We start from the raw sequence: 24,454 nt of genomic DNA, 5'->3' as shown, positions 1-24,454 counted from the left end.
CTCGCGAACGCCACCGCGTCCGCGAGCAGCCCCGAATCGAGTCCAACCTGTTCCGGCGCCGCCCGTTCCGGCTCGCGCCCGGATGACACCGCACACGACAGCTGCTCGGCGGGAGCGGCCTGGGCACCCCCGGCGAAAACGCTCCCTACAACCAGCGATACCGCCGCGGTTCCGGCCAGGAATCTGTAGATGCGCCCCATAGCTCGAGGCTATCGCGCCTAACCGCGCCAGAGCGGGCAACAGGCTGAATACGGTTCAGCCGAATGCAAACCGGGCGTGCCACTAGACGTCGAACATGCCACGATTCATCTTGGCGGACAGCACCGGCGTCCTCGTATTGCGAAGCACTCTCTTCCCGAGGCGAGGATTGCGAGTCCGGTCAGTGCCGACGCTGGGGGCATCGGCAATCCGGCGACCACATCGGGCGGCGTCGATCGAGGACATCAGTGGCGTGTTCGTATTGCGAGCCATCCACCGCCCGGGGCGAGGATCGTGAGTCCGGTCAGCACCGATGCCGTGGGCAATAACAACCCGACGACCACACATCCGGCCGCGCCGACGAGCGGGACCCAGCGCGTCCTCTGCCTCAGCTCAATGTCGCAGCCGAAACCGTGGCCATCAGGTAGTACACGAGCACCGTGAATGACGAAAGCCGATATCCGCTGTCGGATCGAGGGTCCCGGCCACCACCGCGCCGACCGCCGGTTTCGGCGCCAGGAACCGACTCCTCGACACACGGCCCTTCAGTCGTGTGTGGACCAACCACGTGCGGCGTACCAGCAGCCGCCAATGGCCAGGACCGCCAGCCCGGCCAGTACGGAGCCGATCGGGAGCGAAAACCCGACGACCACACATCCGGCCGCGCCGACGAGCGGCACCCAGCGTGCCGGACGATCCTCTGCCTCAGTCAGTGTCGCCGCCGAAGCATTGGCGATCAGGTAGTACACGAGCACGGTGAATGACGAAAAGCCGATGGCCGCACGCAGATCGAAGGTTCCGGCCACTATCGCCACCACCGCGCCGACCGCCGATTCCGCCCGATGCGGGACGCCGAAGCGCGGATGCACCGCGGCCAGCGCTCCCGGCAGATATCTGTCGCGTGCCATCGCGAGCACCGTGCGCGAAACCCCGAGTATCAGTGCGAGCAGCGTTCCGGCCGCCGCGAGCACCGCGCCGACCCGGACCGCCGGTGCCAAGCCAGGTATTCCGGCCAGCGAAATGACCCTGGCCAGCGGGGCGATCGCATGCGCGAGACCCGCGGACCCGAGCACTGCCAGCGCTGCCACCGCCACCAGCGCATACACCGTGAGCGCGAGCCCGAGCGCGATCATGATGGCCCGCGGAATCGTGCGGCGGGGATCGCGCACCTCCTCGCCGAGGGTGGCGATGCGGGCGTATCCCGCGAAGGCGAAGAACAGCAATCCCGCTGCCTCCAATACCCCACGCGGCCCGATCCGGTCCGGCAGAGCTGTCGCCGCGGAATGGTTTCCGAACAATCCCACCCCGACGACCACCGCGAGCACGGCCAGCACCGCCGCCACTACGATCCGGGTGGCCAGCGCCGACTTCTGCACCCCCGCGTAGTTGATCCCGGTGATCGCGACCACTGCCGCGACCGCGACGACCCGCGAATATTCCGGCCACGCGTAACCGCCGACCGTCAGCGCCATTGCCGCACACGACGCGGTCTTGCCCGCGACGAACCCCCACCCGGCGAGATATCCCCAGAACGCACCCAGGCGCTCGCGTCCGTATACGTAGGTGCCGCCCGACACCGGGTACCGCGCCGCCAACCGCGCCGAAGACATCGCATTGCAGTACGCGAGCAGCGCTGCGACCGCCAACGCGAGCAGCAGCCAACTGCCCGCCGCTGCCGCTGCGGGTGCGAGCGCCGCGAAGATGCCAGCGCCGACCATCGAGCCGAGCCCGATGATCACCGAGTCCCCGAGTCCGAGCCGGCGTCTCAGGGCGTCGCCGTGCGTTGCCATGGCTGCATCATCGACCACGCCACCGTGGACCACGAGTCGAGCCGCCCCGGAAACGCAAAACGCCGCCAGGTCGGTAAACCTGGCGGCGCAAAGCCGCCGGACGCCACGCCAACGTCACGACTCGAGTGCCGACGTCCCACAAGCGCCTCTCGGCGGGTGGTCGCTCGTAGCGACAAATGGGGTGAGGCCCGGGGCTGTCCGGACGCCGACAGAGATGGTCAACCGTCCGGCTTCCGGATCTATTCCACAACGCCGAATGTGACGCACACAACCCAAATCCCCTGGTCGGGCCAGTTGGCAATTGTTCAGCGGCACCGAGCGCAGCCAGCCCGACAAGGGGAGCCATGACCGAACCCGTCGAATTCAGCCACCGGCAGCCCCGACACCTGGCTCACCGGACGCCGCCCGCCAGCAGCCGGCAGGCATGCCGACCGTGGAGCCGGACAATGTCGAGCGCTCGCGATACCGGTCCGACTCCGCACGCTCGGACCTGCGACTGTGTTGGTACCGAATCGGCAGTCTCGGTGGCCCGTGCGGACCGGCGCAGTGCTCTTGCTCACGCATTGCTGAGTGGGCGCAGCGGACCCGAATCAGCGTCCGATTACGAACGCCCATTACGCCGGCGGCCGCCGCCATGAGTGCTGCTGTCATCGGCCCTCCTCAGCCCCATTGTTCCCCTGACTGGGCACATGTCGTATGGATACGCCGCACACGCGGGTGTGCCGAGGTCGGCATGAACACTGCCGGGCAAGGGGTTTCGATGCATTGTCGGTGCCGCGTCGCATGATGTCCCGGCATTGTTGTCGGCTACCCGTGGGTGGCGGTTCGGGCGGGTACCGACCTGCTTACCGCGATCTAGAATCAACGAGCTCACCAGCTGAAGAGGGGGGTCGGCGTGTCCGATGATCTGGTACTGACCGAAATGCTGGCCGCGCTCGAGCGCAGTCCGGAGGTACTTGCGCTGCGGGTGCGAGTGATCGAGCTGCTGGTCGACCGTGCGCGCTACGCCGAAGCACTGGCCCAGTGTGCGACTGCGCTCGCCCAAGAGCCGGGACACGCCCGTGTCCTGGAGTTGTTGCAACAGTGCACGATTGCGCTCGCCGGTGGTGCCGCGCCCCCTGCCGCACCGAGCCAACTACCGTCGAGCGCATCGATGTCGGGGCAGCTCACGCCCGGTCAGCCGATGCCGGGCCAGCCCACGCCGGGCCAGCCCACGCCGGGCCAGCCGATGTCGGGGCAGCTCACGCCGGGCCAGCCGATGTCGGGCCAGCCCACGCCGAGCGCGCCCACACAGGGGCAGCCGGCGCCCGGCCAGGCCACGCCCGGTCAGCCGATGCCGGGCCAGCTCACGCCGGGCGAGTCGACACAGGGGCAGCCGGCGCCCGGCCAGGCCACGCCCGGTCAGCCGATGCCGGGGCAGCTCACGCCGGGCGAGTCGACACAGGGGCAGCCGGCGCCCGGCCAGGCCACGCCCGGTCAGCCGATGCCGGGGCAGCCGATGCCGGGGCAGCCGATGCCGGGGCAGCTCACGCCGGGGCAGCCCACGCCGGGCGAGTCGACGCTCGGCCGACCCACGCCCAGCCAGCCCGCGCTGGGCAAGCTCACACCGGATCAGCTCACGCCGGGGCAGTCGGTACCGGGTCAGCTCACGCCGGGGCAGTCGACGCCGAGCGTGCCGGTGTCCGGTCAGCCGGCGTCTGGTCAGTCGCCGTCCGGCGGACCGGCGTCTGGTCAACCGACGCCGGGTCAGCCTTCAAGCGAACCCACACCACGCGAGCCGACGCCGGATGATGCGAAAGACGAATCACCGCAATATGATTGGGCGGCTGCGGAAGAGCAGCTCGGCGACATAATTGCGCCCGCGTTCGTCAATGAGGGTTCGCGCGAATTCGTTACCGACTCCGATGTCGGGGTGTTCGAAAGGCCCACGGTCAAGTTGGCCGATGTCGGTGGCATGCAGGATGTGAAGCGTCAGCTCGAACTCACGCTGCTCGGGCCGATTCGTAATCCCGGATTCGCCAAGGCTTTCGGCACTTCCGCGCGCGGTGGACTGCTGCTGTACGGGCCGCCCGGCTGCGGTAAGACCTTCATCGCGTCGGCAGTCGCCGGTGAGCTCGGCGCGAATTTCTATCCGATCGAAATCGCCGACATCCTCGATATCTATCACGGTGCCGGTGAGCGCAACATGCACGAGGTCTTCGAAATGGCCCGCCGCAATGCGCCCTGTGTGCTGTTCCTCGACGAGGTAGATGCTCTCGGGCACAAGCGCAGTCAGATGTCGGGTTCGGCCTGGATGCGCAATGTGGTGAATCAGCTGCTCAACGAAATGGATTCGGCCACCAAGAGCAATGACGGCGTCTACATCCTTGGCGCCACCAATCACCCGTGGGATCTCGATGTCGCCCTGCGCCGCCCTGGCCGGTTCGACCGCATGATCCTGGTCGGATTGCCGGATCCGGAAGCGCGCCGGGCGATCCTGCACTACCACCTGAAGGATCGTCCCGTCGCGGGCATCGATCTCCCGGCCATTGTGCGCCGCACCGACGGCTTCTCGGGTGCCGATCTGGCTCATATCTGCACCTCCGCAACACAATTGGCGATGGCGGATTCGATCAGCACCGGCACCGTGCGCCCGATCGGGATGCCCGATATCGAGGTCGCGCTGAGCCGGATCAAGCCCAGCACAGGCCCCTGGTTCGAATCCGCACGCAACGTAATCGAATTCGCCAATAGCGACGGCACCTACGACGAACTCGCCAAGTACATGCGGGCCAAGAAGTTCCGCTCCTGACAACGAGTCGGCGTGCCTCGCGACTCGGCCGATGCCATCGCACGCCGCCGGGCGCAGGCTGCAGACCAAGGTGTCGCGGACAATCGGTGGCTGTCGTGGGCGGATGTCATCGGTGGCCGGGGCCGGATCGATATGCGTGGGCCCGCCGCCCGCCATGACCACCGGCGAATCCGCGCCGTCGACCCGCACTACCCGTGGCGCAGCCGCAGGTCATTGGCGGGCTGGGGCGCGTTCGGGCCGGCCGCCCGCCGTAACCACCGTGGCAACCTGCCGCCAGCCTTTTCTTGACTAATTCCAGAAAAGGCGTAAACATCGGATGTATGCACATCAACGTCACCGATCCACGCGAGCAGTTGCGCGCGGCCGGTCTGCGGATTACCGCTCCGCGGATCGCAGTGCTGGCTGCGGTCGCGGCTCGACCGCATTCGGATGCCGATCGAGTGGCCGCCACCGTCCGCGAAACCCTGGGCTCGGTATCCACGCAGGCCGTCTATGACGTGCTCCGGGCCTGCGTAAACGCCGGAATCCTGCGGCGCATCGAACCGGCCGGTTCGTCCGCGCTGTACGAGACCAGGGCCGGGGACAACCACCACCACCTGGTGTGCCGAAGCTGCGACACGGTCGTCGACATCGACTGTGTCGTTGGTGCAGCCCCCTGTCTCGAACCCGAGGACGCGCACGGGTTCGTCGTCGACGAGGCCGAGGTCGTCTTCTGGGGTCTGTGCCCGACCTGCCGTACATCCCGCCCCGGGACGTAGCCATTCAGCGAAGGAGGCTGCCGATGACCAAGCCGACAACCACCAACACCGGGACGCCGGTACCGAGCGATAGCGAATCGCTCACCGCGGGCACGCAGGGCCCGATCCTGCTGCACGACCACTACCTCATCGAAAAGCTCGCCCAATTCAACCGGGAGCGGGTGCCGGAGCGGATCGTGCACGCCAAGGGTGCGGGCGGGTACGGCGAGCTGGTGGTGACCAATGACGTGAGTCGCTACACCAAGGCCAAGCTCTTCCAGCCCGGCGCGCGCACCGAATCGTTGGCCCGGTTCTCCACCGTCGCGGGCGAACAGGGCAGTCCGGATACTTGGCGCGACCCGCGCGGATTCGCGGTGAAGTTCTACACCGAGGACGGCAACTACGACCTCGTCGGCAACAACACCCCGATCTTCTTCATCAAGGACCCGCTCGAGTTCCCCGACTTCATCCGTTCGCAGAAGCGCCTGCCCGGCAGCGGACTGCGCGATCACACTATGCAGTGGGACTTCTGGACCCTGCGTCCGGAGACCGCCCACCAGGTGACCTGGCTGATGGGCGACCGCGGCATCCCGAAGACCTACCGGCACATGAACGGCTACGGTTCGCACACCTATCAGTGGATCAATGTCGCGGGCGAGCGCTTCTGGGTGAAATACCACTTCAAGACCGATCAGGGCATCGACTACCTGACCCAGGCCGAGGCCGATCGCCTCGCCGGTGCCGACGCCGACTACCACCGCCGCGACCTGCACGAGGCGATCGAACGCGGTGAGTTCCCGAGCTGGACGGTGTATGTGCAGGTCATGCCGGTCGCCGAGGCTGAGGGGTACCGCTTCAACCCGTTCGACCTGACCAAGGTGTGGTCGCATCGGGACTACCCGCTGATCGAGGTCGGCAAATGGACCCTGAACCGCAATCCTGGCAACTATTTCGTCGATATCGAGCAGGCGGCCTTCGAACCCTCGAATGTCGTTCCCGGTATCGGCTTTTCGCCCGACAAGATGTTGCTCGGCCGGGTATTCGCCTACACGGACGCGCACCGCTACCGCATCGGCACCAACTACGCGCTACTGCCGCCGAATCGCGCGCGGGCCGCGGAGGTCAACTCCTATGCCAAGGAGGGGGCGATGCGCTACGACTACAACGACGCGAATGTGCCTGTCTACGCACCGAATTCGTTCGGCGGCCCGCATGCGGACCCGGACCGGGCACCCGATGGCGGTAGCTGGGAGTTCGACCCGACCTTCGAACGCGCGGGCTATCTCGAGCACGCCGAGGACGGCGACTTCACCCAGGCGGGCACCCTGGTCCGTGAGGTCTTCGACGACGAGCAGCGAGATCGCCTGGTGGACAATATCGTCGGCCATGTGCTCGGCGGCGTGCGCGAGCCGGTGCTGTCCCGCGTCTTCGAGTACTGGCAGAACGTGGACGCCGAACTCGGCAAGCGCGTCGAGGAAAGTGTCCGCGCCGGACTGGACGGCTGACCGCTCGGCCCCGAAAACAGCTCCGCCCCTGACCATTTCGGTCGGAGGCGGAGCTTTTCGTTATTTGGGGGCTGGATTCCACGGGCCCCAGACCTCGCCGACTACAGCAGACCCCACCAATAGAGCAGGGTGGCCAGCACCCAGACAATCACGGTTTCCATCGCCGCTCCATTCTCCTTCGCGCCCTCATCCTCTATCATCCGCCGATTCGTGCCAACGCGCCGCAAACTCCGGAGGAACTTCCGCAAATAGTGCGGCTGCCTGCGGTTTTGTCCCTGCAAGGTCTTCTTAAGTGCCCAACAAGCCCGCACCGGCATTGTTTGTGTCAACACCGCAACACAAGCCACCACCGGGGTGGGGAACCGGGCTCGACCTGTTCACGAGGGGTAACAGGTCGCGTCACGGGGGTAGCGCCAGCCGGACCGGTCCACGAGGGGTGACCGGCCCGGCTGGCGCTTTATCGGTGGCAACCACTTCGGATGGCTCTTCCCGGAGCTGACCGGCGCACGTAGTCGCCGCTGCCGAAGGTAACCATTCGGTGCGCGCCGGCGATCCCATCCAAAGATGTATGTGGCCGGGCCGGTTCACGAGGGGTGACCGGCCCGGCCGGGCCGCGAGCGGTCAGGCGACCGTCTGGATCGAGTAGTCGGGCAATTCGTAGCTCTCGGTCTTGGTGAGCATCTTCATCATGAGCGGCTTCATGATCTTGGTGGTCATCAGCTTGCTCACGAACAGGCCCGCGCGGATGCCGAACCGGGATTCCGGCGTCATCGACCGCAGGCCACCGGGTGGCAGTTCCTGCGCGGTGGTGACGAACGGCCGCAGCACCTCTTCATAGCGGGCCAGCGCCTTTTCGGGATCGGTTGCGTGCGTGACGATTTCACCGGCCAAGGCGTAGGCGCCGACCAGGGCCATAGCGGTGCCCTGCCCGGTGAGCGGCGAACCGCAGTAGCCCGCGTCGCCGAGCAGCACCACGCGGCCCTTGGACCAGTTCGGGACATCGATGCGGGCCAGTTCGTCGAAGTAGAAGTCCTCGGCGGTGGCCATGGCCTCGCTCACGGTGCTCGCGATCGTGCCGCCGTCGGCCAGCCGCTCGCGGATGAGCTGCTGCTGGGCCGCGACATCCCGACGCAGCGCCGGATTCGCGGCATCGCGGATGACTACCAGCGCTTTGCAGGTGGTCGGGTCGAAATCGGGACGCAGGCCCACACCGGTCGCGCCGACCAGCGAGTTCATCGCGATCCAGTGCGGCTGCGCGTACTCGGGTGTCGGCAGCGTGAAGAAGGACATATAGCCGCCGAGGTAGGTGGAGAAATCCTCTTCCGGGCCGAAGACCAGGCGCCGGGTCGAGGAATGCAGTCCGTCCGCGCCGATCACGATGTCGAACCGCTCGGTGCCGCCGGAGGCGAAGGTGACATCCGCGCCCGTGCCGTCCTGGCTGATCTCGGTAACCCATTCGCCGTAGCGGTAGTCCACGCCACCCGCCTCGTCGAGCAGATCGAGCAGTACCTGGTTCAGGTCGCCGCGGGTGATCTCGATCTCGGCGACCGCGCCCTTGCCCTCGAAGACCTCCGCGGCCAGGCGCAGCAGTTCCTTACCCTCGCTGTCTACGAAAACCATGCCGCGCTCGTCCAACTGGGACTTGCGGATGCCGGGCATCAGCCCCATTCGCTCCGCCACCTCGACGCTCGGACCGCGCAGATCCACGGCCTGACCGCCGGGGCGGGGCGTGGCTGCCCGCTCGACCACGGTGGCCCGGATCCCGGCCCGGAGCAGTTGCAGGGCAACGGCATTGCCGCCGATGCCGCCGCCGCAGACGAGGACCCGCGGGCTGATGGCGGCGGGGTTGGTGTTGCTCATGATCTGTTCCTCACTGGCTCGAATGTCTTGCACATATGTCTAACAGACGCGTTGCACGTTTGTCTAGCACAAATGTATAAGACGTTTGAGTCAGCGGTCAGTTCTGGTTCTGCAGATAGGCCTTCCACCCCCCGTACGAGGTGATATCTGTGGCGGCACCCGCGGAGTCGTAGGTACAGGCGAAGCCGATAACCGCACGTCCGTCGGATAGTTCGATACTGGTCAGCGCCATCGGTGCGGGCAGCGCGGCGAGGAAGCGGCCGAGTCCCGCCGCCGATACCCGGAACAGCTCGCCGACAATCGGCGCACCGAGTCCAGGGCCGTGGCGCACCAGTCCCGGTTTCGGGGGTGTGGTGTCGAGTGCGGTCAGGCGGTAGGCGTCGGTGGTGCGGATCTCGCCGGTGAACCGCGCGCCGATCTCCTCGAGTTGCCAGTGCAACGGCTGACCGCGCAGGTGCGCGCCGAAGACGGCCAGTTCGACACCCTCCTCGACGAGTGTCGGGGCGTTGTCCGCGCCGATGATGCGTGCGGCGATATCGATGGCGATCTGATCGGCGAAGGCGGGGGTCACGACCATCACCCCGAACGGCGCACCGGTCGCGGTGGGTAGGCCGGGGACGGCCACGGCCGCCATATCCAAGAGATTGCAGAAGTTCGTGTATGTGCCCATTCGACGATTGATGCCGAACGGATCCGCTTGTACCGCAGCGATACTCGGATGCTCCGTGGTCGTCGGCAACAGCAGTCCAGCGAAACCTTGCAAGGTCACCGCCGCCGCTGCCTTGGACTTCGCCAGCGTGTCCAGATCCGCCGCGAATCCGGGGCCGGTCGTGGCTGCCGCGGCATTGATGATGGCCGTCACGGTGGGATCAGCGCTCGCCGGTGCGGTATCGAGGAATGTGCCGACGGCCGCATAGCGTTCCGCCACGATCGCGCCGTCGTAGAGCAGGAGTGCGGCATCGAGCATCCCCGAGATATCGATCTCTTCGATCATGATCCCGGCGCGCACCACCGCGGATACGGTGCGGGCGAACGCATCTCGGTACGGTGCGCTGAGCGCGACGAGATCCGCGGCGCGCGGGACCGCGAGCCGGATGTTCTGCGGTGCGGCGAGCGGCACATCCGCGGGCCAGAATCGGCTGCGCGGATCCCGCGGCTCCGGTCCGGCCATGACCGCGGCCGCCGCGACCGCGCGGTCGAGGTCGGTGGCGAAGACCGTCACGGCGTCGAAGTCCGCACACGCCGGGACCACACCGTGCGCCGGGATGATCCCCAAAGTGGCCTTGATGCCGACGATTCCGTGCAGTGCGGCCGGGACGCGTCCGGAACCCGCAGTGTCGGTGCCGATTCCGATATCCGCGATACCCAGGGCCACGGCGACCGCCGAACCGGAACTGGAACCTCCGGAGATCAACTCCGGATCATGCGCGTTGCGAACCGCGCCATACGGGCTGCGGGTACCGACGAGCCCGGTGGCGAACTGGTCCAGATTGGTTTTGCCGAGGACCAGTGCCCCCGCCGCGACCAGGCGTTCGATCGCCGCCGCGGTGCTCTCGGCGGTGTAGGCGAATTCCGGACAGGCCGCCGTCGTCGACAGTCCCGCGACATCGATATTGTCCTTGACCGCGACCAATACCCCGGCCAGCGGCAAGGATTCACCCGCGGCGAGCCGTTGTTCGACGGCCGTGGCGTCGGCGGCGACATCGGCCTCGGCACGCAGTGTGATCCACACCTCCGGCCGGTCGACCTCGGCAACCCGCCGATACGCGGCGGCCACCCGTGCGGTCGGTGTGCCATGGACTTCGGTATTGCCTAGGACGCCTGAGGTCATTCGGCGGCTCCGATCACTGCTAGTGGGGTTCCCGGTTCCACCTTGGCGCCGGGGGTGGCCAGCACCTTCAGTACCGTGCCGGTGCCCGGGCTGTGCACCGGTAGTTCGAGTTTCATCGCCTCCAGGATGGCCACCGGGTCGCCCGCGCCGAGCCGCTGGCCCACCTCGATCTCCACCCGCCAGACATTGCCGATCATCGGTGCGGTGACCACCGTCGCGTCCGGTGGTAATCCATCCAGCGGATCGGTCATTGGTTCCGGCACGCTCGCCACGCTCGAGCTCTGCTCGAATTCCCCTCCGGCGCGCCATGCCCGCTTCTCCGCTTCGAAGGCAATGGCCTGCTCGGACTCGAATTGCGCTATGGATTCGGCATTTTCGGTGAGCAGCCGCAGATAGTCGGCGAGGGCGAAGCTGCCATCACTGACCTCGGCGTCGAACCGGCCCGCCGCGGCGGCCGCGCGTTGTTCGAGCAGCTGCTCGGGCGTCACCGGCTCCCAGATGATGCGGTCGAAGAATCGGAACAGCCACGGGGTGCCCGCCTCGAACGGCGGGGATTGCCGGTAGCTGGACCAGATCGGCACCGTCCGGCCGATCAGCTGATAGCCGCCCGGTGATGCCATGCCGTATACGCAGAGGTACTTGCCACCGATACCGACCGCATCCGATGGGGTCCAGGTGCGCGCCGGGTTGTACTTGGTGGTGACCAACCGGTGTCGCGGATCGAGCGGAACCGCGAGCGGCGCACCGAGATAGACGTCACCCAGGCCAAGCACCAGGTATTCGGCGTCGAAGACCGCGGCCCGCACATCCTCGACGCTGTCGAGTCCATTGATGCGGCGGATGAATTCGGTATTCGAGGGCAGCCACGGCGCGGTATCGCGGACCCCGCTGCGGTAGCGATCGATGGCCTCGGCGATCGAGGGATCGTCGAACGACAGTGGCAATCGAATGGTGCGACTCGGCACCACTAGATCATTGGTTGCGGGCAGTTCGGACTCGAGATCGGTCAGCACACCGAGCAGCCGATACTGCGGCAGCACTTCGGGATCGAAATGGATATGCAGTGAACGCACGCCCGGCGTCACATCGATGATGCCCGGCAGGCCCGTGTCCGCGAGTGCCTCGGCGAGTGCGTGCACCCGCATACGCAGGCCGAGATCCAGCACCATCTCGCCGTATTCGACCAGGATATTGTCGTCGCCGCCGCGCAGATAGGCGACGTGCGGGCGATCCGTGCCCGCCGCGACAGTACCGAGAATGCCGCGATCATCCAGTCCGGCCGACTCGCGGCAACCGGAGCGCAGGCGCAGCGGCGCGGCGAGATCCATTGGGACCTCTGGTATCTCGGCCTTGGCTCGGGCGACATTCGAACGACGCAGTGCGGTGGCCCGGTCATCGTCGACGGGCACGAAGCGGACGGTATCGCCGGGACGCAACTGGCCGAGTTTCCAGCGATGCGCCGAGATCACGGTGAGCGGGCAGGCGAAGCCGCCGAGGCTCGGACCGTCCGGGCCGAGCAGGATCGGGGTATCACCGGAGACGTTCAATGTTCCGATGCTGTAGGGGTTGTCGTGCAGATTCGACGGATGCAATCCCGCATCGCCACCGTCGGTGCGCGACCAGGTCGGCTTGGGACCCTCCAGACGGATGCCGGTGCGATTCGCGTGACTCCCGACCTTCCAAGGGTGCGAATAGAATTGGTCCATATCCGCATCGATGAAATAGGCCGGTGCGGTCTGCGGTCCGATGTTGACGGCCAGTTGCCAGACATGTGTGAACCCGGGCCGCTCGTCGAGCGGAACCTCGTGTGGCTCAGTGAGTTCGGGCCGATTCCTGACGACACCCAGGACATCACCCGCGACAACGGCCTTGCCGGTGCTGCCACCGAAACCACCGAGGGTGAAGGTGGCGGCGCTGCCGTGATAGAGCGGTGCATCGATGCCGCCGCGCACTGCCAGGTAGGTACGCAATCCGGCATCCGACGGTGCGCCGATATCGAGCACCGACCCGGCCGGAACGGTGACCGGCTGCCACATCGGGACCGGCTGTCCATCCACCGTGACTGGCGTCCGCGCACCCGTCACGCACACCATGGTGTCATCGGCGAAACGCAGCCGTGGCCCCTGGAGTGTGCATTCCAGTGCGGGCACACCTGCGGGGTTGCCGAGGGCGGTATTGGCCAGGGTGAACGACAGATCGTCCATCGGACCCGACGGCGGAATTCCGACCTGCCACAAGCCGATTCGACCCGGATGATCCTGGATCGTGGTCATCGTCCCAGCGCGCAACACATCGATGCGATGGCTGGCGGGCCGGATATCGGCCAGTGTGGTCGTGACGTGCTCCGCGCCGAGCACCACGGGATCGGCGCTCGCGGCCCGCAACTGGGGCAGATTCGTCTGAACCCCGTAAATCCTGGTCGCCGCCAGCGCATCGCGCAATTCCGCGAAGGCGGCGTCGCGGGTGGTCCCCGCCGCGATCACCTTGGCGAGCAGCGGGTCATAATACGGACTTACCTCGGTGCCCGTCGCGACCCAGGTATCGATCCGAATTCCCGTATCCATCGGAAAGGTCGCCGCGGTGATCAGCCCGGCACTCGGCCGGTAATCATGTCCCGGATCCTCGGCGTAGACCCGTGCCTCCACGGCCGATCCGCTGATCGCCGGTCCGGTCTCGGGCAGTTCGTCGACCATCGAGCTGTCTCCGCCCGCCAGCCGCAGCATCCATGCGACCAGATCGACACCGGTCACCGCCTCGGTCACCGGATGCTCGACCTGCAGCCGGGTATTCATCTCCAGGAACGAGGCCGCACCGCGCTCGACGTCGTAAACGAATTCCACGGTGCCCGCCGATCGGTATCCGACCGACCTGGCCAGCTCCCGCGACGCCGCGAGCAACTGCTCCGACAGTTCCGGCGCGAGTCCCGGTGCGGGCGCCTCCTCGATGACCTTCTGATTGCGCCGCTGCAGCGAACAATCCCTGGTGCCGAGACTCACCACCCGTCCGTGACCGTCACCGAACAATTGCACCTCGATATGCCTGGCCCGCGCCACGAACCGCTCCAGGAAGACCCCGGTCGAGGAGAAATTCGTCGCGGCCAAACGCTGCACGCGCAGATATGCCGACCGCAGCTCATCGGCGTCACCGCAGGCCTGCATGCCGATACCGCCGCCGCCACCGACCGCCTTGAGCATTACCGGATAACCGATGCGATCGGCCTCGGCCACCGCGTGCTCGGCCGATTCGAGCAGTCCGGTACCCGGAATGAGCGGTACCCCAACGGCTTTGGCCGCTTCCCGGGCGGTGTGCTTATCGCCGAAGATGCGCAATTGCTCCGGCGTCGGCCCGACGAACGCGATCCCGGCATCGGTCACCGCCGTAGCGAAATCCGCATTCTCCGAGAGGAAACCGTATCCGGGATGAATAGCGCCCGCACCCGCCGACAGCGCCGCCTCGATCACCCGGTCCCCGCGCAGATACGATTCGGCCGCTGAACTCCCTCCCAAATGCACGGCAACGTCCGCGATTTCGACATGGGCCGCACCCACATCGGCGTCGGAATACACCGCGACGGTCTTCAGACCGAGCTCACGTGCCGTCCGTATGATCCGGCAGGCGATTTCGCCGCGATTGGCGATCAGAACCGTATCGAACCCCAATGTCACCGGAAGACTCCCTATTCAGTTGCCAAGGACATCGCGGCGATGGCCCGCGTGACCCGATCGAGAACGACATCGAGCGATTCGCCGATATGGGTGTGCAGCAGCCGATATGCCAGCGGAAGATCTTGTGCCAGAACCGCATCCAGAATTCCCAGATGCTCGGCGATGGTGGTCTCGATCCGATTGTTGACCATGAAGTCGTACATCCGCACATGCCGGATCCGCGAATTCACCGCCTTCAGCGAGCGCACCAGCTCGGCATTGCCCGCCGCCGTCAGCAGCGTGACGTGGAACTCCTCGTCCCGCACCACGAAACCGGGCTCCTGCTCGGGCGGATCCGCCCGCAGCGCCAGCCAGGCCGCGCGCTCGGCGGTCAGCAGCGCATGATCATGCACGACCGCGGGATTGTCGATGGCGCGCTGAATTCCACCGAGCTCCAAGGTGATTCGCAGCTCGTACAGGTCCCGGATCAAGGGGATGCTCGGCCGCACCGGAGTGAAGCCGTACTCCTCCCGCAGTAAAAGCCCGTCCGAGCACAGCATGGTCAGTGCTTCTCGGACCGGCGTCCGCGAGATTCCGAACCGAGTCGACAGCTTGGGCTCGGTCAGGCGTTCGCCGAACCGGATATCACCGTTCATCAACTCGCCGCGCAAGGTCGTATAGACAACGTCCCGCAACGGTCGTCCCGCCGCGTCCGCCAGTGTGGCCACCCGTGTCGACATGCGTGTATACGCTATGGACCTCGCGTTTCGTCGAGATGACCGCACGTTAGCAAGCGGTAAGAGTCTGCTCACCGCCCATATGGGACGACCGCGGACATATCGGAACCGTCGCGCATCCCTCCGGCGTGCCGCCTTCCGGAATTTCGCACCGGCGGTGCACAGTGTGGGGGAGCAGACAGCAACACTTGGCAACGTCGCCGCACCACCGCAGGAAACAGGTCCGCGCCAGGCTGAGGACAGCCGGGCACGCGGTAGCGGAGTTTGTCGAGCGATCCGCCGACCGCCCAACGCGTCGCCGGTCGGTGCCGATCCGTCGCGATGCCGGGTGCACCTACGAGAAGTCTCGGGAGGTATGGATGGATGCGTTCGTGATCGTTTGCTTGCTCGCCCTGGTCTGCGGGCTACTAGCGGTCATTGCCTATGCGGTGTGGTGGCCCACCCCGGACCGTCGGGCCAACCAGCGCAAACAGCTCCGCCCCCGGCCTGTGCGGGCCGGGGGCGGAACCATTCGTCTCAACCACGAGTCGGGGTGACAGGATTTGAACCTGCGACCTCTTCGTCCCGAACGAAGCGCGCTACCAAGCTGCGCCACACCCCGTGAAGCGAACCTGCAGTAGCTTACAACAGCTCACGTCCAGACGTTAAACCAGCAGGTCAATCACCCTTCATGGGGTCGAATGCTGGTGAAGATGCGCTTGGCGGTTACCGCGTCTACGGCATTGGGGACACCGGTGTCGGCCGCGATCACCATGACGAAATTGCCGCTATCGGTGGGGGTGGCGAAGGTATAGACCGAGTACTCCGTCGCGCAGCCCGGATTGACGTTGGTCGCGGTGCCCTTGGTCTCCACGAACATGCCCTGCTGGGAGCCGTCGAGTGAGCGCAGCGGCTCCGCGGCCCCGGCTGTGCCGCCCGGTGAATTGGTATACGCGATCTTGGCGGTCCGGGTGCCGAGTTCGATTGCGGCGGTGGCCGAATCGGTGTCCTTGGAGCCGGTCAGGAAGGCTACGGTACGGGTCGAGCCGGGGCAGTAACTCTTCCCCTCGGTGGCCAGCCCCTTACCGGTGACGGCATTGGGCGGTTCCCCGAAGCCGCCGACCTTGCCGTCGGGCGCGACGATCCAGTCCGCGGGTACGTCATAGGCGGCCCCGAGGTCCGAGGCAACCACAACCTGGTAGCCGGGTACGACCGGGGCCTCATGATTGGCGGGGACATCCTGGGTGGTGCTCGGCCGGGTCGAGGTGTGCGAACCCGTCGGGGTGAGTGCGCTCACCATCGATGGAACCGGATCCTGCGCCGCGGTGTCATCCGATCCGTGGTCGGTCGTGACGATGGCCGCCGTCGCGCCGCCTGCGACCACGAGCGCGGCGACCGCGGCGGCAATCCATGCGGTGCGACGCCCGCGGCTCGGCCGGTTCACGCTCGACGCGGCGGCCAAATCCGATGCGAATCGGTCACCGAAGAGCGCATTGGAACCGTTGGGCGTTTGCATCCCGCCGTGCGGCCCGGATGGTGTTGCGCCGGGCTGGAATTGCGTCGTCGAGCCGGCTTGCCAAGACGAAACGAGTTGCTGCGGCTGCGGCGTCCACTGCAGTGTCGGATCGAATTGCCCAGGCGCACTTGCCGTTTGCTGCTGGGGCTGCCATGGCATCGGCAGCGCAGATGCGGCACCGCCGTTCCACGGTGTTGCCGTCGGTTCGGGGCCGAACGGCGACAGCGCGGCCGGATCGAGCTGGACCGGCGCGCCGAATGTGCTTTGCGACGCGTCGGCTTCCGACTTGGCGGGATCGGGTTGCCCGGATTCGGGCTGTCCGAGCGCAGGACCGAATTGCCCTGCGCCGTAAGACTGTTGCTGGTTCACTCGCTACGCTCGCTCACACTATCCCCTGCCTGACGTCAGTCTCGGCAAAGGACCTTAGCGGAACTCAGCGTGCGATGGCTTCCGAGGGTGAAACGCCCTGGCCGCTATCGGCATGGGGACGCTTCGGCGGTGCGGCGACCAGGGTCAGCAGCGTCGCCTCGGGGCGGCAGCAGAAGCGGTACGGCGCCCAGGGCGAGGTGCCGAGACCCGCGGAAACGTGCAGTTGGGTGTGCGCACCCCACTTGGACGAGCCCTTCACCCGCGAACGATCGATACCGCAGTTGGTGACCAGCGCACCGTATCCGGGCAGGCACAGCTGGCCGCCGTGCGTATGACCCGCCATGACCAGGTCGTAGCCGTCCTGGGCGAAACGGTCCAGCACCCGGGGTTCGGGCGAGTGGGTCAGGCCGATGCTCAGCACGGCGAGCGGATTGGGCGCACCCGCGACGGTGTCGTACCGGTCGCGCTGCAGATGAGGATCGTCGACGCCCGCGCTCGCGATGCGAATGCCAGCGACCTCGACGTCACGGCGTACATGGGTCAGATCGAGCCAGCCGCGCTCGGTGAAGGCCGCGCGCAGGTCCTTCCACGGCAGCGGCGCGCCGTACACGCGGCGGTGATCCTTCTTGAAGTATTTCGCCGGATTCTTCGGCACCGGCGCGAAGTAGTCATTACTGCCGAAAACGAAAAGGCCTGGGCGGGAAAGCAATCCGCCGAGGGCCTGGACCACCGCCGGCACCGACTTCTGGTGCGAAAGATTGTCACCGGTATTGACGACCAGATCCGGCTCCAGCCGATCCAGCTCCCGCAGCCACTGCTGCTTGAGCTTTTGACCAGGCATCATGTGCAGATCGCTGATGTGCAGCACCCGAAGTGACGACGAGCCCGGCTGTAGGACGGGCATCGTGGCCTCGCGCAGTACGAAGGCATTTCGTTCGATCAGCGAGGCGTAGCCGATACCGGCCACCGCGGCCCCGGCGGCTCCCAACGCGGTTCGTCGGATGGCGGAGGTCGAGATTACGGGCATTTGCCCAGCATAGGTGACCCGGGTGCGGAACGCTGAGTGTGTTTCCGCACAAGCAGTCGGCCGGCTGTTTCGAGCGACCTGCGAGCAGCCGCTGCTGCCCCTTCGAGCGACCTGCGAGCAGTCGCTGCGGCGAGCATGTGTGGAATTCCGGTCGAGTGCCAAATGTAGTGGGCCGGGAACGGGGAAAGGGCTACCGTGTGGCACATGTCGGAACTCAAATCGCAGCTGCGTGCGGATATGACCGCCGCGATGAAAGCAAAGGACACGCTGCGCCTCGCCACCCTCAGGATGCTGCTCGCCGCCATCCAGACCGCGGAGGTCGCGGGCTCGCAGGCACGTGAGCTCTCCGACGCCGAGGTCATCGCGGTACTGCAGAAAGAGGCGAAAAAGCGCAGTGAGTCGGCGGAGGTCTACGCCCAGGCCGGGCGTGGTGAACTGGCCGCCAACGAACATGCCGAGGCGCGGATCATCGATGAATATTTGCCGACACAGCTGACCGACGCCGAGGTCGCCGATGTCGCGGATACCGCGATCGCGCAGATCGCCCAGGAACTCGGCGAGCGGCCGGGCATGCGCCAGATGGGCCAGGTCATGAAGGCCGCCACCGCGATCGCCGCCGGTAAAGCCGACGGCTCTCGGCTCTCGGCTGCCGTGAAGTCGCGCCTGTAGCCACCGATAGCCGAAAGCCGCCGATCCTGGATCCGGGTCGGCGGCTTTCGTATTGTCGAGACCTTATCGAGGTGCTGCGTTATCGAGGTGCTGGGAATCCCGGAATACTCGGCAGTCCCGGAATGCCGGGAATACCCGGAATCGGAAGACCTGGCGCTGGCGCCGGTCCGGGTGCCGGTGCTGGCGCGCGTTCCGTCCCATCGCTGATATATATCGTGATCACCGATCCGGGGATCGCCGAACCATTCGGCGCGGTCCCCATCACCGTCCCCTTCGGCGGCGCACCGGTGCCATTCACCGGCGAGACCTGGAAGCCAGCGGCCACCAGCGCGGCGGTTGCCTGACCTTGAGTCATGCCCGCGACATCGGGCACCTGAGCCTGATTGGATCCGCGCACATACTTGTCGTCCAGCGGTGGCAGTCCGGGCGGCGGGAAGTTCCCGAGCACCGGTTTGATCGCATTGAACCAGGTGCGAGCGGGTTCATTACCGCCGAAGAGATTGCCGTCGCCACAGCCGCGCAGCGGGAACGAGCAGATCTCACCGGGCGTCGGGCTGTCACCGTAGACATAGGCCGCGGCCGCCAGCGAGTTGGTGAAGCCGAGGAACGCCGAGGAGCGGTGGCTCTCGGTGGTTCCCGTCTTGGCCGACAGCGGCTGGTTCCAGCCGGTCGCCCGCGCCGCACCTGCCGCGGTACCGCTGATGTCGTCCTGACTCATCGCATTGGCCAGCGTGTTCGCCAGTCCGGGATCGACGACCTGTTCACAGGCCTGCTGCGTGAGCGGTACCGGCTTGTTGTTGCGGTCGAGCACTTCCTTGATCGGCGACGGCGGGCACCACTTGCCGCCGGAACCCAGGGTGGCGGCCACATTCGACAACTCGAGCGGGTTGATCGCGACCGGGCCGAGGGTGAACGAGCCGAGGTTCTGGTCCTTGATCATGTCCGCCAGGCTCTGGTTGCCGTGGCCCGAGCTGCCCGCCTCGGTATAGGAGCGCATGCCGAGGCGTACCGCCATATCGACGGTCGGGGTAACCCCGACGGCCTGGATCAGCTTGACAAACGCGGTATTCGGCGAGGTGGCCAGCGCCTCGGTCACCGACATCGGCGACTTGTAGTTACCCGCGTTCTGCACGCAATAGGTGGCGGGCGGGCAGCCGCGCGCACCACCGTTACCCATGCCCTTCGCCTCGAACCGCCCGGGCACGTCGAGTTGGGCGTTGGTGCCGAGGCCCTTTTCCATGGCCGCGGCCGTGGTGAAGAGCTTGAAGATCGAGCCCGCGCCGTCACCGACCATCGAATACGGCTGTGGCTGCACCGTTTCGTTGGCCTCGCGGTTCAGGCCGTAGGTGCGGCTACTGGCCATGGCGAGTACCGGATGCGAATCCTGGCCGGGGCCGACCACCGACATCACCTGCGCGATGTCGTCGAGGTTCGGGTTCGCGGCCTCGGTGACCGAACGTTTCACCGAATCCTGCAGAGCCGGATCGAGCGTGGTCTTGATCGTGTAGCCACCGGTATTGATCTGCTCACGGCTGATACCGGCATTGGCCAGATACTGCATCGCGTAGTCGCAGAAGAACCCGCGATCGTTGGCGGCGATGCAGCCGCGCGGCAGCCCCTTCGGCTCGGGAAGCACGCCGAGCGGTTCGGACTTGGCCTTGCGGAATTCCTCGGCCCGGCTGGGGATGTTCTGGATCATGGTGTCCAGCACGGTATTGCGACGTTGCAGCACGCCCTCGGGATTGGTGTAGGGATTCAGCTTCGAGCTGGACTGCACCATCCCGGCCAGCATCGCCGACTGTGGCACATTCAGATGGATCGCGTCGATGCCGAAATAGGTCTGCGCCGCATCCTGGATGCCGTAGGAGGAGTTGCCGAACGGGACGAGATTCAGATACCTGGTGAGGATCTCGTCCTTGGTCAACTCCCGGTCCAGGGTGAGTGCCATCCGGATTTCGCGCAGCTTGCGCGCGGGGGTGGTCTCGATGGCGGCCCGGCGCTCGGCGTCGGTCTTCGCGACGACCAGCAGCTGGAAGTTCTTCACATACTGCTGATCGAGGGTGGACGCACCCTGCTGCACTTCACCGCTGGACGTATTGGTGAGGAATGCGCGAAGCGTGCCCTGCCAGTCCACACCCTCGTGCACGCCGAAGCGACGGTCCTCGATGGAGACGATCGCCAACTTCATATTGTTGGCGATCTGGTCGCTGGGGACTTCCTGGCGGCGCTGCTCGTAGAGCCAGGCGATCGGTGTTCCATTCGCGTCGAGCATGGTCGAGACGAGAGGGACGGTGCCCTCGACCAATTCCGCGGACACGTTGTCGACGGCGTCGGCGGCGCGGTTGGACACGAACCCGAAACCGCCTGCGAGAGGGAACAGCAACCCGGCGACGAGCACCGAGGCCAGCGCGCAGCTGCCGGCCAGCCTCGCGAGCGTATGTGTGATCGGCACGAGCCCAGACTACGGGGTGCCGATCCGGGGCTCTCGGGTGTGTTTGTGAGTAGCGCGGATCCTGGGGTTCGGGTGACCGATTGGGCGTGTCGCACGCTGGATTCCGGCGTGTCGCGGAGGGGCGGGCCGTGGGTCGGGTCGACCGCCCGGTTCTGGATCACGCTTGCAGGGACGGACGTACCAAAAAGTCTCGGGACGGTCTTGCGCAGAGGCCATACCTTTACCTAGATTGAGAACCCAGTGTGATAGAGCTAACACTCAAAGTGGAATGTGGTGCAGTTCGCAGCGGGGTTTGGGTTGCTGCGACACTGGCACGCGATTCTGGAGCGCCGTTGACCCGGTGTTCGGACTGCAAAGGGGCACACCAAATGCACATGACAACCCCCATCGCTCGATTGGACGTAGAGCAGGCCGAAGCGAGGATCGCCTGGGTAGCCCAGGCCCGATGCAAGGAAGTAGACCCTGATCAACTGTTCGTCCGCGGCGCGGCTCAGCGCAAGGCGGCGACGATCTGCAGGCACTGCCCGGTGCTGATGCAGTGTGGGGCCGATGCGCTCGACAATCGAGTCGAGTTCGGCGTGTGGGGCGGAATGACCGAACGGCAGCGTCGTGCGCTGCTCAAGCAGCACCCGGAGGTGACGTCCTGGGCGGACTTTTTCCAAGCCCAGCGTCAACATCAGATCGCAATCTGAACCTGGAACTGAAACCGAGCCCGCGATTGCGGGCTCGGTTTCGTTAACGGGTCTATATCAAACCGACATCAGAATGACACGGTGGCACAGTCGATTTCGCGGCCGATCACGCGTCAGGCGGTCACCTCGACCGGGTGCGCATCGGTGAGTTGCGCAGCGACGGCACGTAGCGCCTCCAGATCGGAAACCTCGAAGGGCAGCGCGGTCACCGACGCGATCGGCACCCGCGGGTGCGCACCGGTGAACCGGTGCAGCAGATGCTGTTCGCGCTTCGCGGTGGCGACCCGCTGAGCGTGGATGCGCAGCACCGCGGCGGTCAGCGGATCGGATTCGGCCAGCTGATCGGCGGCGGTGAGCGCGTGATCGGCGGATAGTGCGCTGAGCACCGGATGGGTACGGTTCAAGATCAGTCCGGCCAGCGGCATGCGTTCGGTCGAGAGGCGGTCGACGAAGAAGGACGCCTCGCGTAAAGCATCCGGCTCGGCGGCCGCGACCACGAGAAAGTGTGTGCCCGGCTTGGACAACATCGCGTAGGTGCGGTCCGCGCGATCCTGGAACCCCCCGAACAGCGATTCCAGCGACTGCAGGAAATTCGATGCGTCCTTGAGCATCTGGCCACCGACAATCGTCGATACACCGCGCACTGCCAGGCTCATCGCACCGGTCACCAACCGGGTGACACCGCGACCGGGAGCCATGATGACCCGGATCATCCTGCCGTTCAAGAAGTTCCCGAGCCGCTTCGGCGCATCGAGGAAATCGAGGGCATTTCGGGACGGAGGAGTGTCGACCACGATCAGGTCCCACTCCTTGTGCCCGGCCAGCTGACCGAGCTTCTCCATCGCCATGTACTCCTGCGTACCGCCGAAGGAGGAGGCGACCGTCTGATAGAAGGGGTTGGCGAAAATCTGCTCCGCCTTCTCCGGACTGGTGTGCTCTAGCACCATATCGTCGAAGGTGCGCCGCATATTGAGCATCATCGCGTGCAATTCGCCCTTGGCCTCCGGACCGAGCGCGACCCGCTGCGGGGTGTTGTCCAGATCGGCGACACCGAGTGACTGGGCCAGCCGACGTGCCGGGTCGATGGTGAGCACCACGACCTTGCGACCCTGCTCGGCCGCGCGCAATCCGATTGCCGCCGCGGTGGTCGTCTTACCGACGCCGCCCGACCCGCAGCAGACCACCACTCGCGCGCTGCGATCGGCGATAATGCTCGAAATATCCAGTGGCGTGGCCACATTCGGATTACTCATCGAACCCCCTGCTTGCTCAGATATTCGGCAAGTTCATAGATGCCACCGAGATCCATGCCATCGGCGAGCGCGGGCAGATACATCCGCGATACATCCACTTTCGCGAGTTCGGCGGCGCTTTCGTCCTGTGCCCGCAAAGTGGCCGAATGCTCGAAGGTTTCGGTGATCAAGCCCTGGAAGTCCTGGTCCGACAGGGAAATTCCAGCTGCGGTGAGTCCGGCGCGAATGGCGTCGTGGTCGATATCGCCCTGCGCGGCCTTATTGCGTACGTCGGCGGGGAGCTGGCCCTTGGTCGCCCGGTTCACGATGACGGTGCCGATCCGCAGGTCGTTGGCGGTGAGTTCGGCGATCGCGTCGGCGGTTTCCTGCACCGGTAGCGCCTCGAGCAGCGTGACCAGGTGGATCATCGTCTGATCGGAATGCAGCAGATTCGAGACACCCTCGGCTTGGGAGGCGATCGGTCCGCCCTTGGCCACCTCGACCATGGCCTGGGTGACATCGAGGAAGCTGGCGATCCGTCCGGTCGGCGGTGCGTCGACAACGATTTCGTCGAATACGGGTTTGCCGAGCTTATCCACCCGGACCGCGCATTCCTTGATCTTGCCGGTCAGGATGACATCGCGCAGACCCGGTGCGATCGTGGTGACGAATTCGATGGCGCCGACCCGGCGCATCGCCCGCCCGGCGAAGCCCAAGTTGTAGAACATATCGAGGTATTCGAGGAAGGCGTGCTCGATATCGAGTGCGAGCGCGACCACCTCACCGCCACCGTCCGCGGTGGCGATCCTGGTCTCGGTGGGCGGCAGCGGCGGCAGATCGAACAGCTGGGCAATGGACTGTCTGCTTTCCACCTCGACCAACAGCACCCGCCGACCGCCCGCGGCCAGCGCGAGTGCCAGCGCTGCGGCGACCGTCGACTTGCCGGTTCCCCCTTTGCCGGAGACATAGTGCAGGCGGGCCTTATCCGCGCGCTCCGGCCAACCCGTTTCCGGCCCCGGCTCCGCCGAAATAGGCACTGCTGTTGGTACTCCCACGATCGCGAGCCTATAACCCGTTATGGGAACGCGCCCCAGCGATATGGTCAGTGCCTCATTTTTCAGGGAATCTGCCTGAGACAGTCCAAGCAGAGTTTGCCGCAAGGCGAGATACCCGCTCTATCGACCGCCACGGGAGCGAGCTTACGAGCGAGGAGTTCGCGGCCCGTCTCGCGTCCGAGTCGTCGAAGCGCGTGCGCCGCAGGCGCGAGCTCACCCGTCTGGCGCGTGTACCGAACGTCCCACCATCCGGGACTACCACGGAGCGAGTCTTTCGAGCGACGTTCGCGGCCCGTCTCGCGTCCGAGTCGTCGAAGCGCATGCGCCGCAGGCGCGAGTCTCGACGGCTCGGACGCGAGACACAAGGGGG

At 66.0% G+C, this 24,454-nt stretch carries 15 protein-coding genes, 1 tRNA gene and 3 pseudogenes; 7 read left to right on the top strand and 12 right to left on the bottom strand.

Annotation, left to right across the window (positions count from 1 at the left end):
* Positions 1-200, bottom strand: a pseudogene (locus tag AB0L58_RS42195) (hydrolase); the annotation flags it as partial.
* Between the two features lie 543 nt (positions 201-743).
* Entirely contained in the window at positions 744-1,988 is a 1,245-nt protein-coding gene (locus tag AB0L58_RS42190; RefSeq protein WP_364397097.1) for an APC family permease, read from the bottom strand.
* An 895-nt stretch (positions 1,989-2,883) separates the two neighbouring features.
* Between AB0L58_RS42190 and AB0L58_RS42185 the strand changes: the two are divergent.
* From AB0L58_RS42185 to AB0L58_RS42165, 5 genes and pseudogenes are all read left to right on the top strand, one after another.
* A pseudogene (locus AB0L58_RS42185) lies at positions 2,884-3,078 on the top strand (tetratricopeptide repeat protein); the annotation flags it as partial.
* A gap of 723 nt (positions 3,079-3,801) precedes the next feature.
* A pseudogene (locus AB0L58_RS42180) lies at positions 3,802-4,779 on the top strand (ATP-binding protein); the annotation flags it as partial.
* Positions 4,780-4,791: 12 nt separating this feature from the next.
* A complete protein-coding gene (locus tag AB0L58_RS42175; RefSeq protein WP_364397094.1) occupies positions 4,792-5,067 on the top strand; it encodes a hypothetical protein in 276 nt (91 codons plus the stop codon).
* A gap of 32 nt (positions 5,068-5,099) precedes the next feature.
* A complete protein-coding gene (locus AB0L58_RS42170) occupies positions 5,100-5,537 on the top strand; it encodes a Fur family transcriptional regulator (RefSeq protein WP_364397091.1) in 438 nt (145 codons plus the stop codon).
* Between the two features lie 23 nt (positions 5,538-5,560).
* On the top strand, positions 5,561-7,021 hold the full coding sequence (locus tag AB0L58_RS42165; protein ID WP_364397088.1) for a catalase: 1,461 nt from the start codon (positions 5,561-5,563) through the stop codon (positions 7,019-7,021).
* Positions 7,022-7,642: 621 nt separating this feature from the next.
* Here the strand turns inward: AB0L58_RS42165 and AB0L58_RS42160 are convergent.
* The 7 genes from AB0L58_RS42160 to AB0L58_RS42130 all read right to left on the bottom strand — a co-directional run bounded on the left by AB0L58_RS42160 (position 7,643) and on the right by AB0L58_RS42130 (position 17,984).
* The gene (locus tag AB0L58_RS42160; RefSeq protein ID WP_364397086.1) at positions 7,643-8,881 is read right to left on the bottom strand and encodes an FAD-dependent monooxygenase; all 1,239 of its coding nucleotides are present in this window, start codon (positions 8,879-8,881) and stop codon (positions 7,643-7,645) included.
* 97 nt (positions 8,882-8,978) lie between these two features.
* Entirely contained in the window at positions 8,979-10,712 is a 1,734-nt protein-coding gene (atzF, locus tag AB0L58_RS42155; protein WP_364397083.1) for an allophanate hydrolase, read from the bottom strand.
* Positions 10,709-14,377 (bottom strand): urea carboxylase, encoded by a 3,669-nt coding sequence (gene uca, locus AB0L58_RS42150; protein ID WP_364397080.1) that lies wholly within the window; start codon positions 14,375-14,377, stop codon positions 10,709-10,711. The genes atzF and uca overlap by 4 nt, the downstream gene beginning before the upstream one ends.
* A gap of 11 nt (positions 14,378-14,388) precedes the next feature.
* Entirely contained in the window at positions 14,389-15,096 is a 708-nt protein-coding gene (locus AB0L58_RS42145; protein WP_364397077.1) for a GntR family transcriptional regulator, read from the bottom strand.
* A gap of 524 nt (positions 15,097-15,620) precedes the next feature.
* Positions 15,621-15,694, bottom strand: a tRNA-Pro gene (locus AB0L58_RS42140).
* Positions 15,695-15,754: 60 nt separating this feature from the next.
* Entirely contained in the window at positions 15,755-16,957 is a 1,203-nt protein-coding gene (locus tag AB0L58_RS42135) for a hypothetical protein (protein WP_364397074.1), read from the bottom strand.
* A 64-nt stretch (positions 16,958-17,021) separates the two neighbouring features.
* A complete protein-coding gene (locus AB0L58_RS42130; RefSeq protein WP_364397072.1) occupies positions 17,022-17,984 on the bottom strand; it encodes a metallophosphoesterase in 963 nt (320 codons plus the stop codon).
* Positions 17,985-18,188: 204 nt separating this feature from the next.
* Between AB0L58_RS42130 and AB0L58_RS42125 the strand changes: the two genes are divergently transcribed.
* Positions 18,189-18,653, top strand: a complete 465-nt coding sequence (locus AB0L58_RS42125; protein ID WP_364397069.1) for a GatB/YqeY domain-containing protein — start codon at positions 18,189-18,191, stop codon at positions 18,651-18,653.
* 79 nt (positions 18,654-18,732) lie between these two features.
* On the opposite strand, the gene AB0L58_RS42120 is transcribed toward AB0L58_RS42125, so the two are convergent.
* On the bottom strand, positions 18,733-21,105 hold the full coding sequence (locus AB0L58_RS42120) for a penicillin-binding protein (RefSeq protein ID WP_364397066.1): 2,373 nt from the start codon (positions 21,103-21,105) through the stop codon (positions 18,733-18,735).
* A 368-nt stretch (positions 21,106-21,473) separates the two neighbouring features.
* Here AB0L58_RS42120 and AB0L58_RS42115 point away from each other — a divergent pair, with 368 nt between their 5' ends.
* A complete protein-coding gene (locus tag AB0L58_RS42115) occupies positions 21,474-21,797 on the top strand; it encodes a WhiB family transcriptional regulator (RefSeq protein WP_040686051.1) in 324 nt (107 codons plus the stop codon).
* Positions 21,798-21,910: 113 nt separating this feature from the next.
* Here AB0L58_RS42115 and AB0L58_RS42110 read toward each other — a convergent pair whose 3' ends face one another.
* Together AB0L58_RS42110 and AB0L58_RS42105 are read right to left on the bottom strand one after the other, a co-directional pair.
* Positions 21,911-23,050 (bottom strand): ArsA family ATPase, encoded by a 1,140-nt coding sequence (locus AB0L58_RS42110; protein WP_364397064.1) that lies wholly within the window; start codon positions 23,048-23,050, stop codon positions 21,911-21,913.
* On the bottom strand, positions 23,047-24,066 hold the full coding sequence (locus AB0L58_RS42105) for an ArsA-related P-loop ATPase (RefSeq protein ID WP_364397099.1): 1,020 nt from the start codon (positions 24,064-24,066) through the stop codon (positions 23,047-23,049). The genes AB0L58_RS42110 and AB0L58_RS42105 overlap by 4 nt, the downstream gene beginning before the upstream one ends.
* Positions 24,067-24,454: the final 388 nt, after the last annotated feature.

The sequence above is a fragment of the Nocardia sp. NPDC052112 genome, assembly GCF_040680135.1.
Taxonomy (GTDB): domain Bacteria; phylum Actinomycetota; class Actinomycetes; order Mycobacteriales; family Mycobacteriaceae; genus Nocardia.
This window is presented reverse-complemented; position numbering and strand designations above follow the sequence as displayed.

Bases quoted from the DNA above. Each gene is read 5' to 3' on its own strand.
- AB0L58_RS42125 (WP_364397069.1), top strand. From the start codon at position 18,189: ATGTCGGAACTCAAATCGCAGCTGCGTGCGGATATGACCGCCGCGATG.
- AB0L58_RS42170 (WP_364397091.1), top strand. From the start codon at position 5,100: ATGCACATCAACGTCACCGATCCACGCGAGCAGTTGCGCGCGGCCGGT.
- atzF (WP_364397083.1), bottom strand. From the start codon at position 10,712: ATGACCTCAGGCGTCCTAGGCAATACCGAAGTCCATGGCACACCGACC.
- AB0L58_RS42110 (WP_364397064.1), bottom strand. From the start codon at position 23,050: ATGAGTAATCCGAATGTGGCCACGCCACTGGATATTTCGAGCATTATC.
- AB0L58_RS42160 (WP_364397086.1), bottom strand. From the start codon at position 8,881: ATGAGCAACACCAACCCCGCCGCCATCAGCCCGCGGGTCCTCGTCTGC.
- AB0L58_RS42115 (WP_040686051.1), top strand. From the start codon at position 21,474: ATGCACATGACAACCCCCATCGCTCGATTGGACGTAGAGCAGGCCGAA.
- AB0L58_RS42130 (WP_364397072.1), bottom strand. From the start codon at position 17,984: ATGCCCGTAATCTCGACCTCCGCCATCCGACGAACCGCGTTGGGAGCC.
- AB0L58_RS42165 (WP_364397088.1), top strand. From the start codon at position 5,561: ATGACCAAGCCGACAACCACCAACACCGGGACGCCGGTACCGAGCGAT.
- AB0L58_RS42145 (WP_364397077.1), bottom strand. From the start codon at position 15,096: ATGTCGACACGGGTGGCCACACTGGCGGACGCGGCGGGACGACCGTTG.
- AB0L58_RS42190 (WP_364397097.1), bottom strand. From the start codon at position 1,988: ATGGCAACGCACGGCGACGCCCTGAGACGCCGGCTCGGACTCGGGGAC.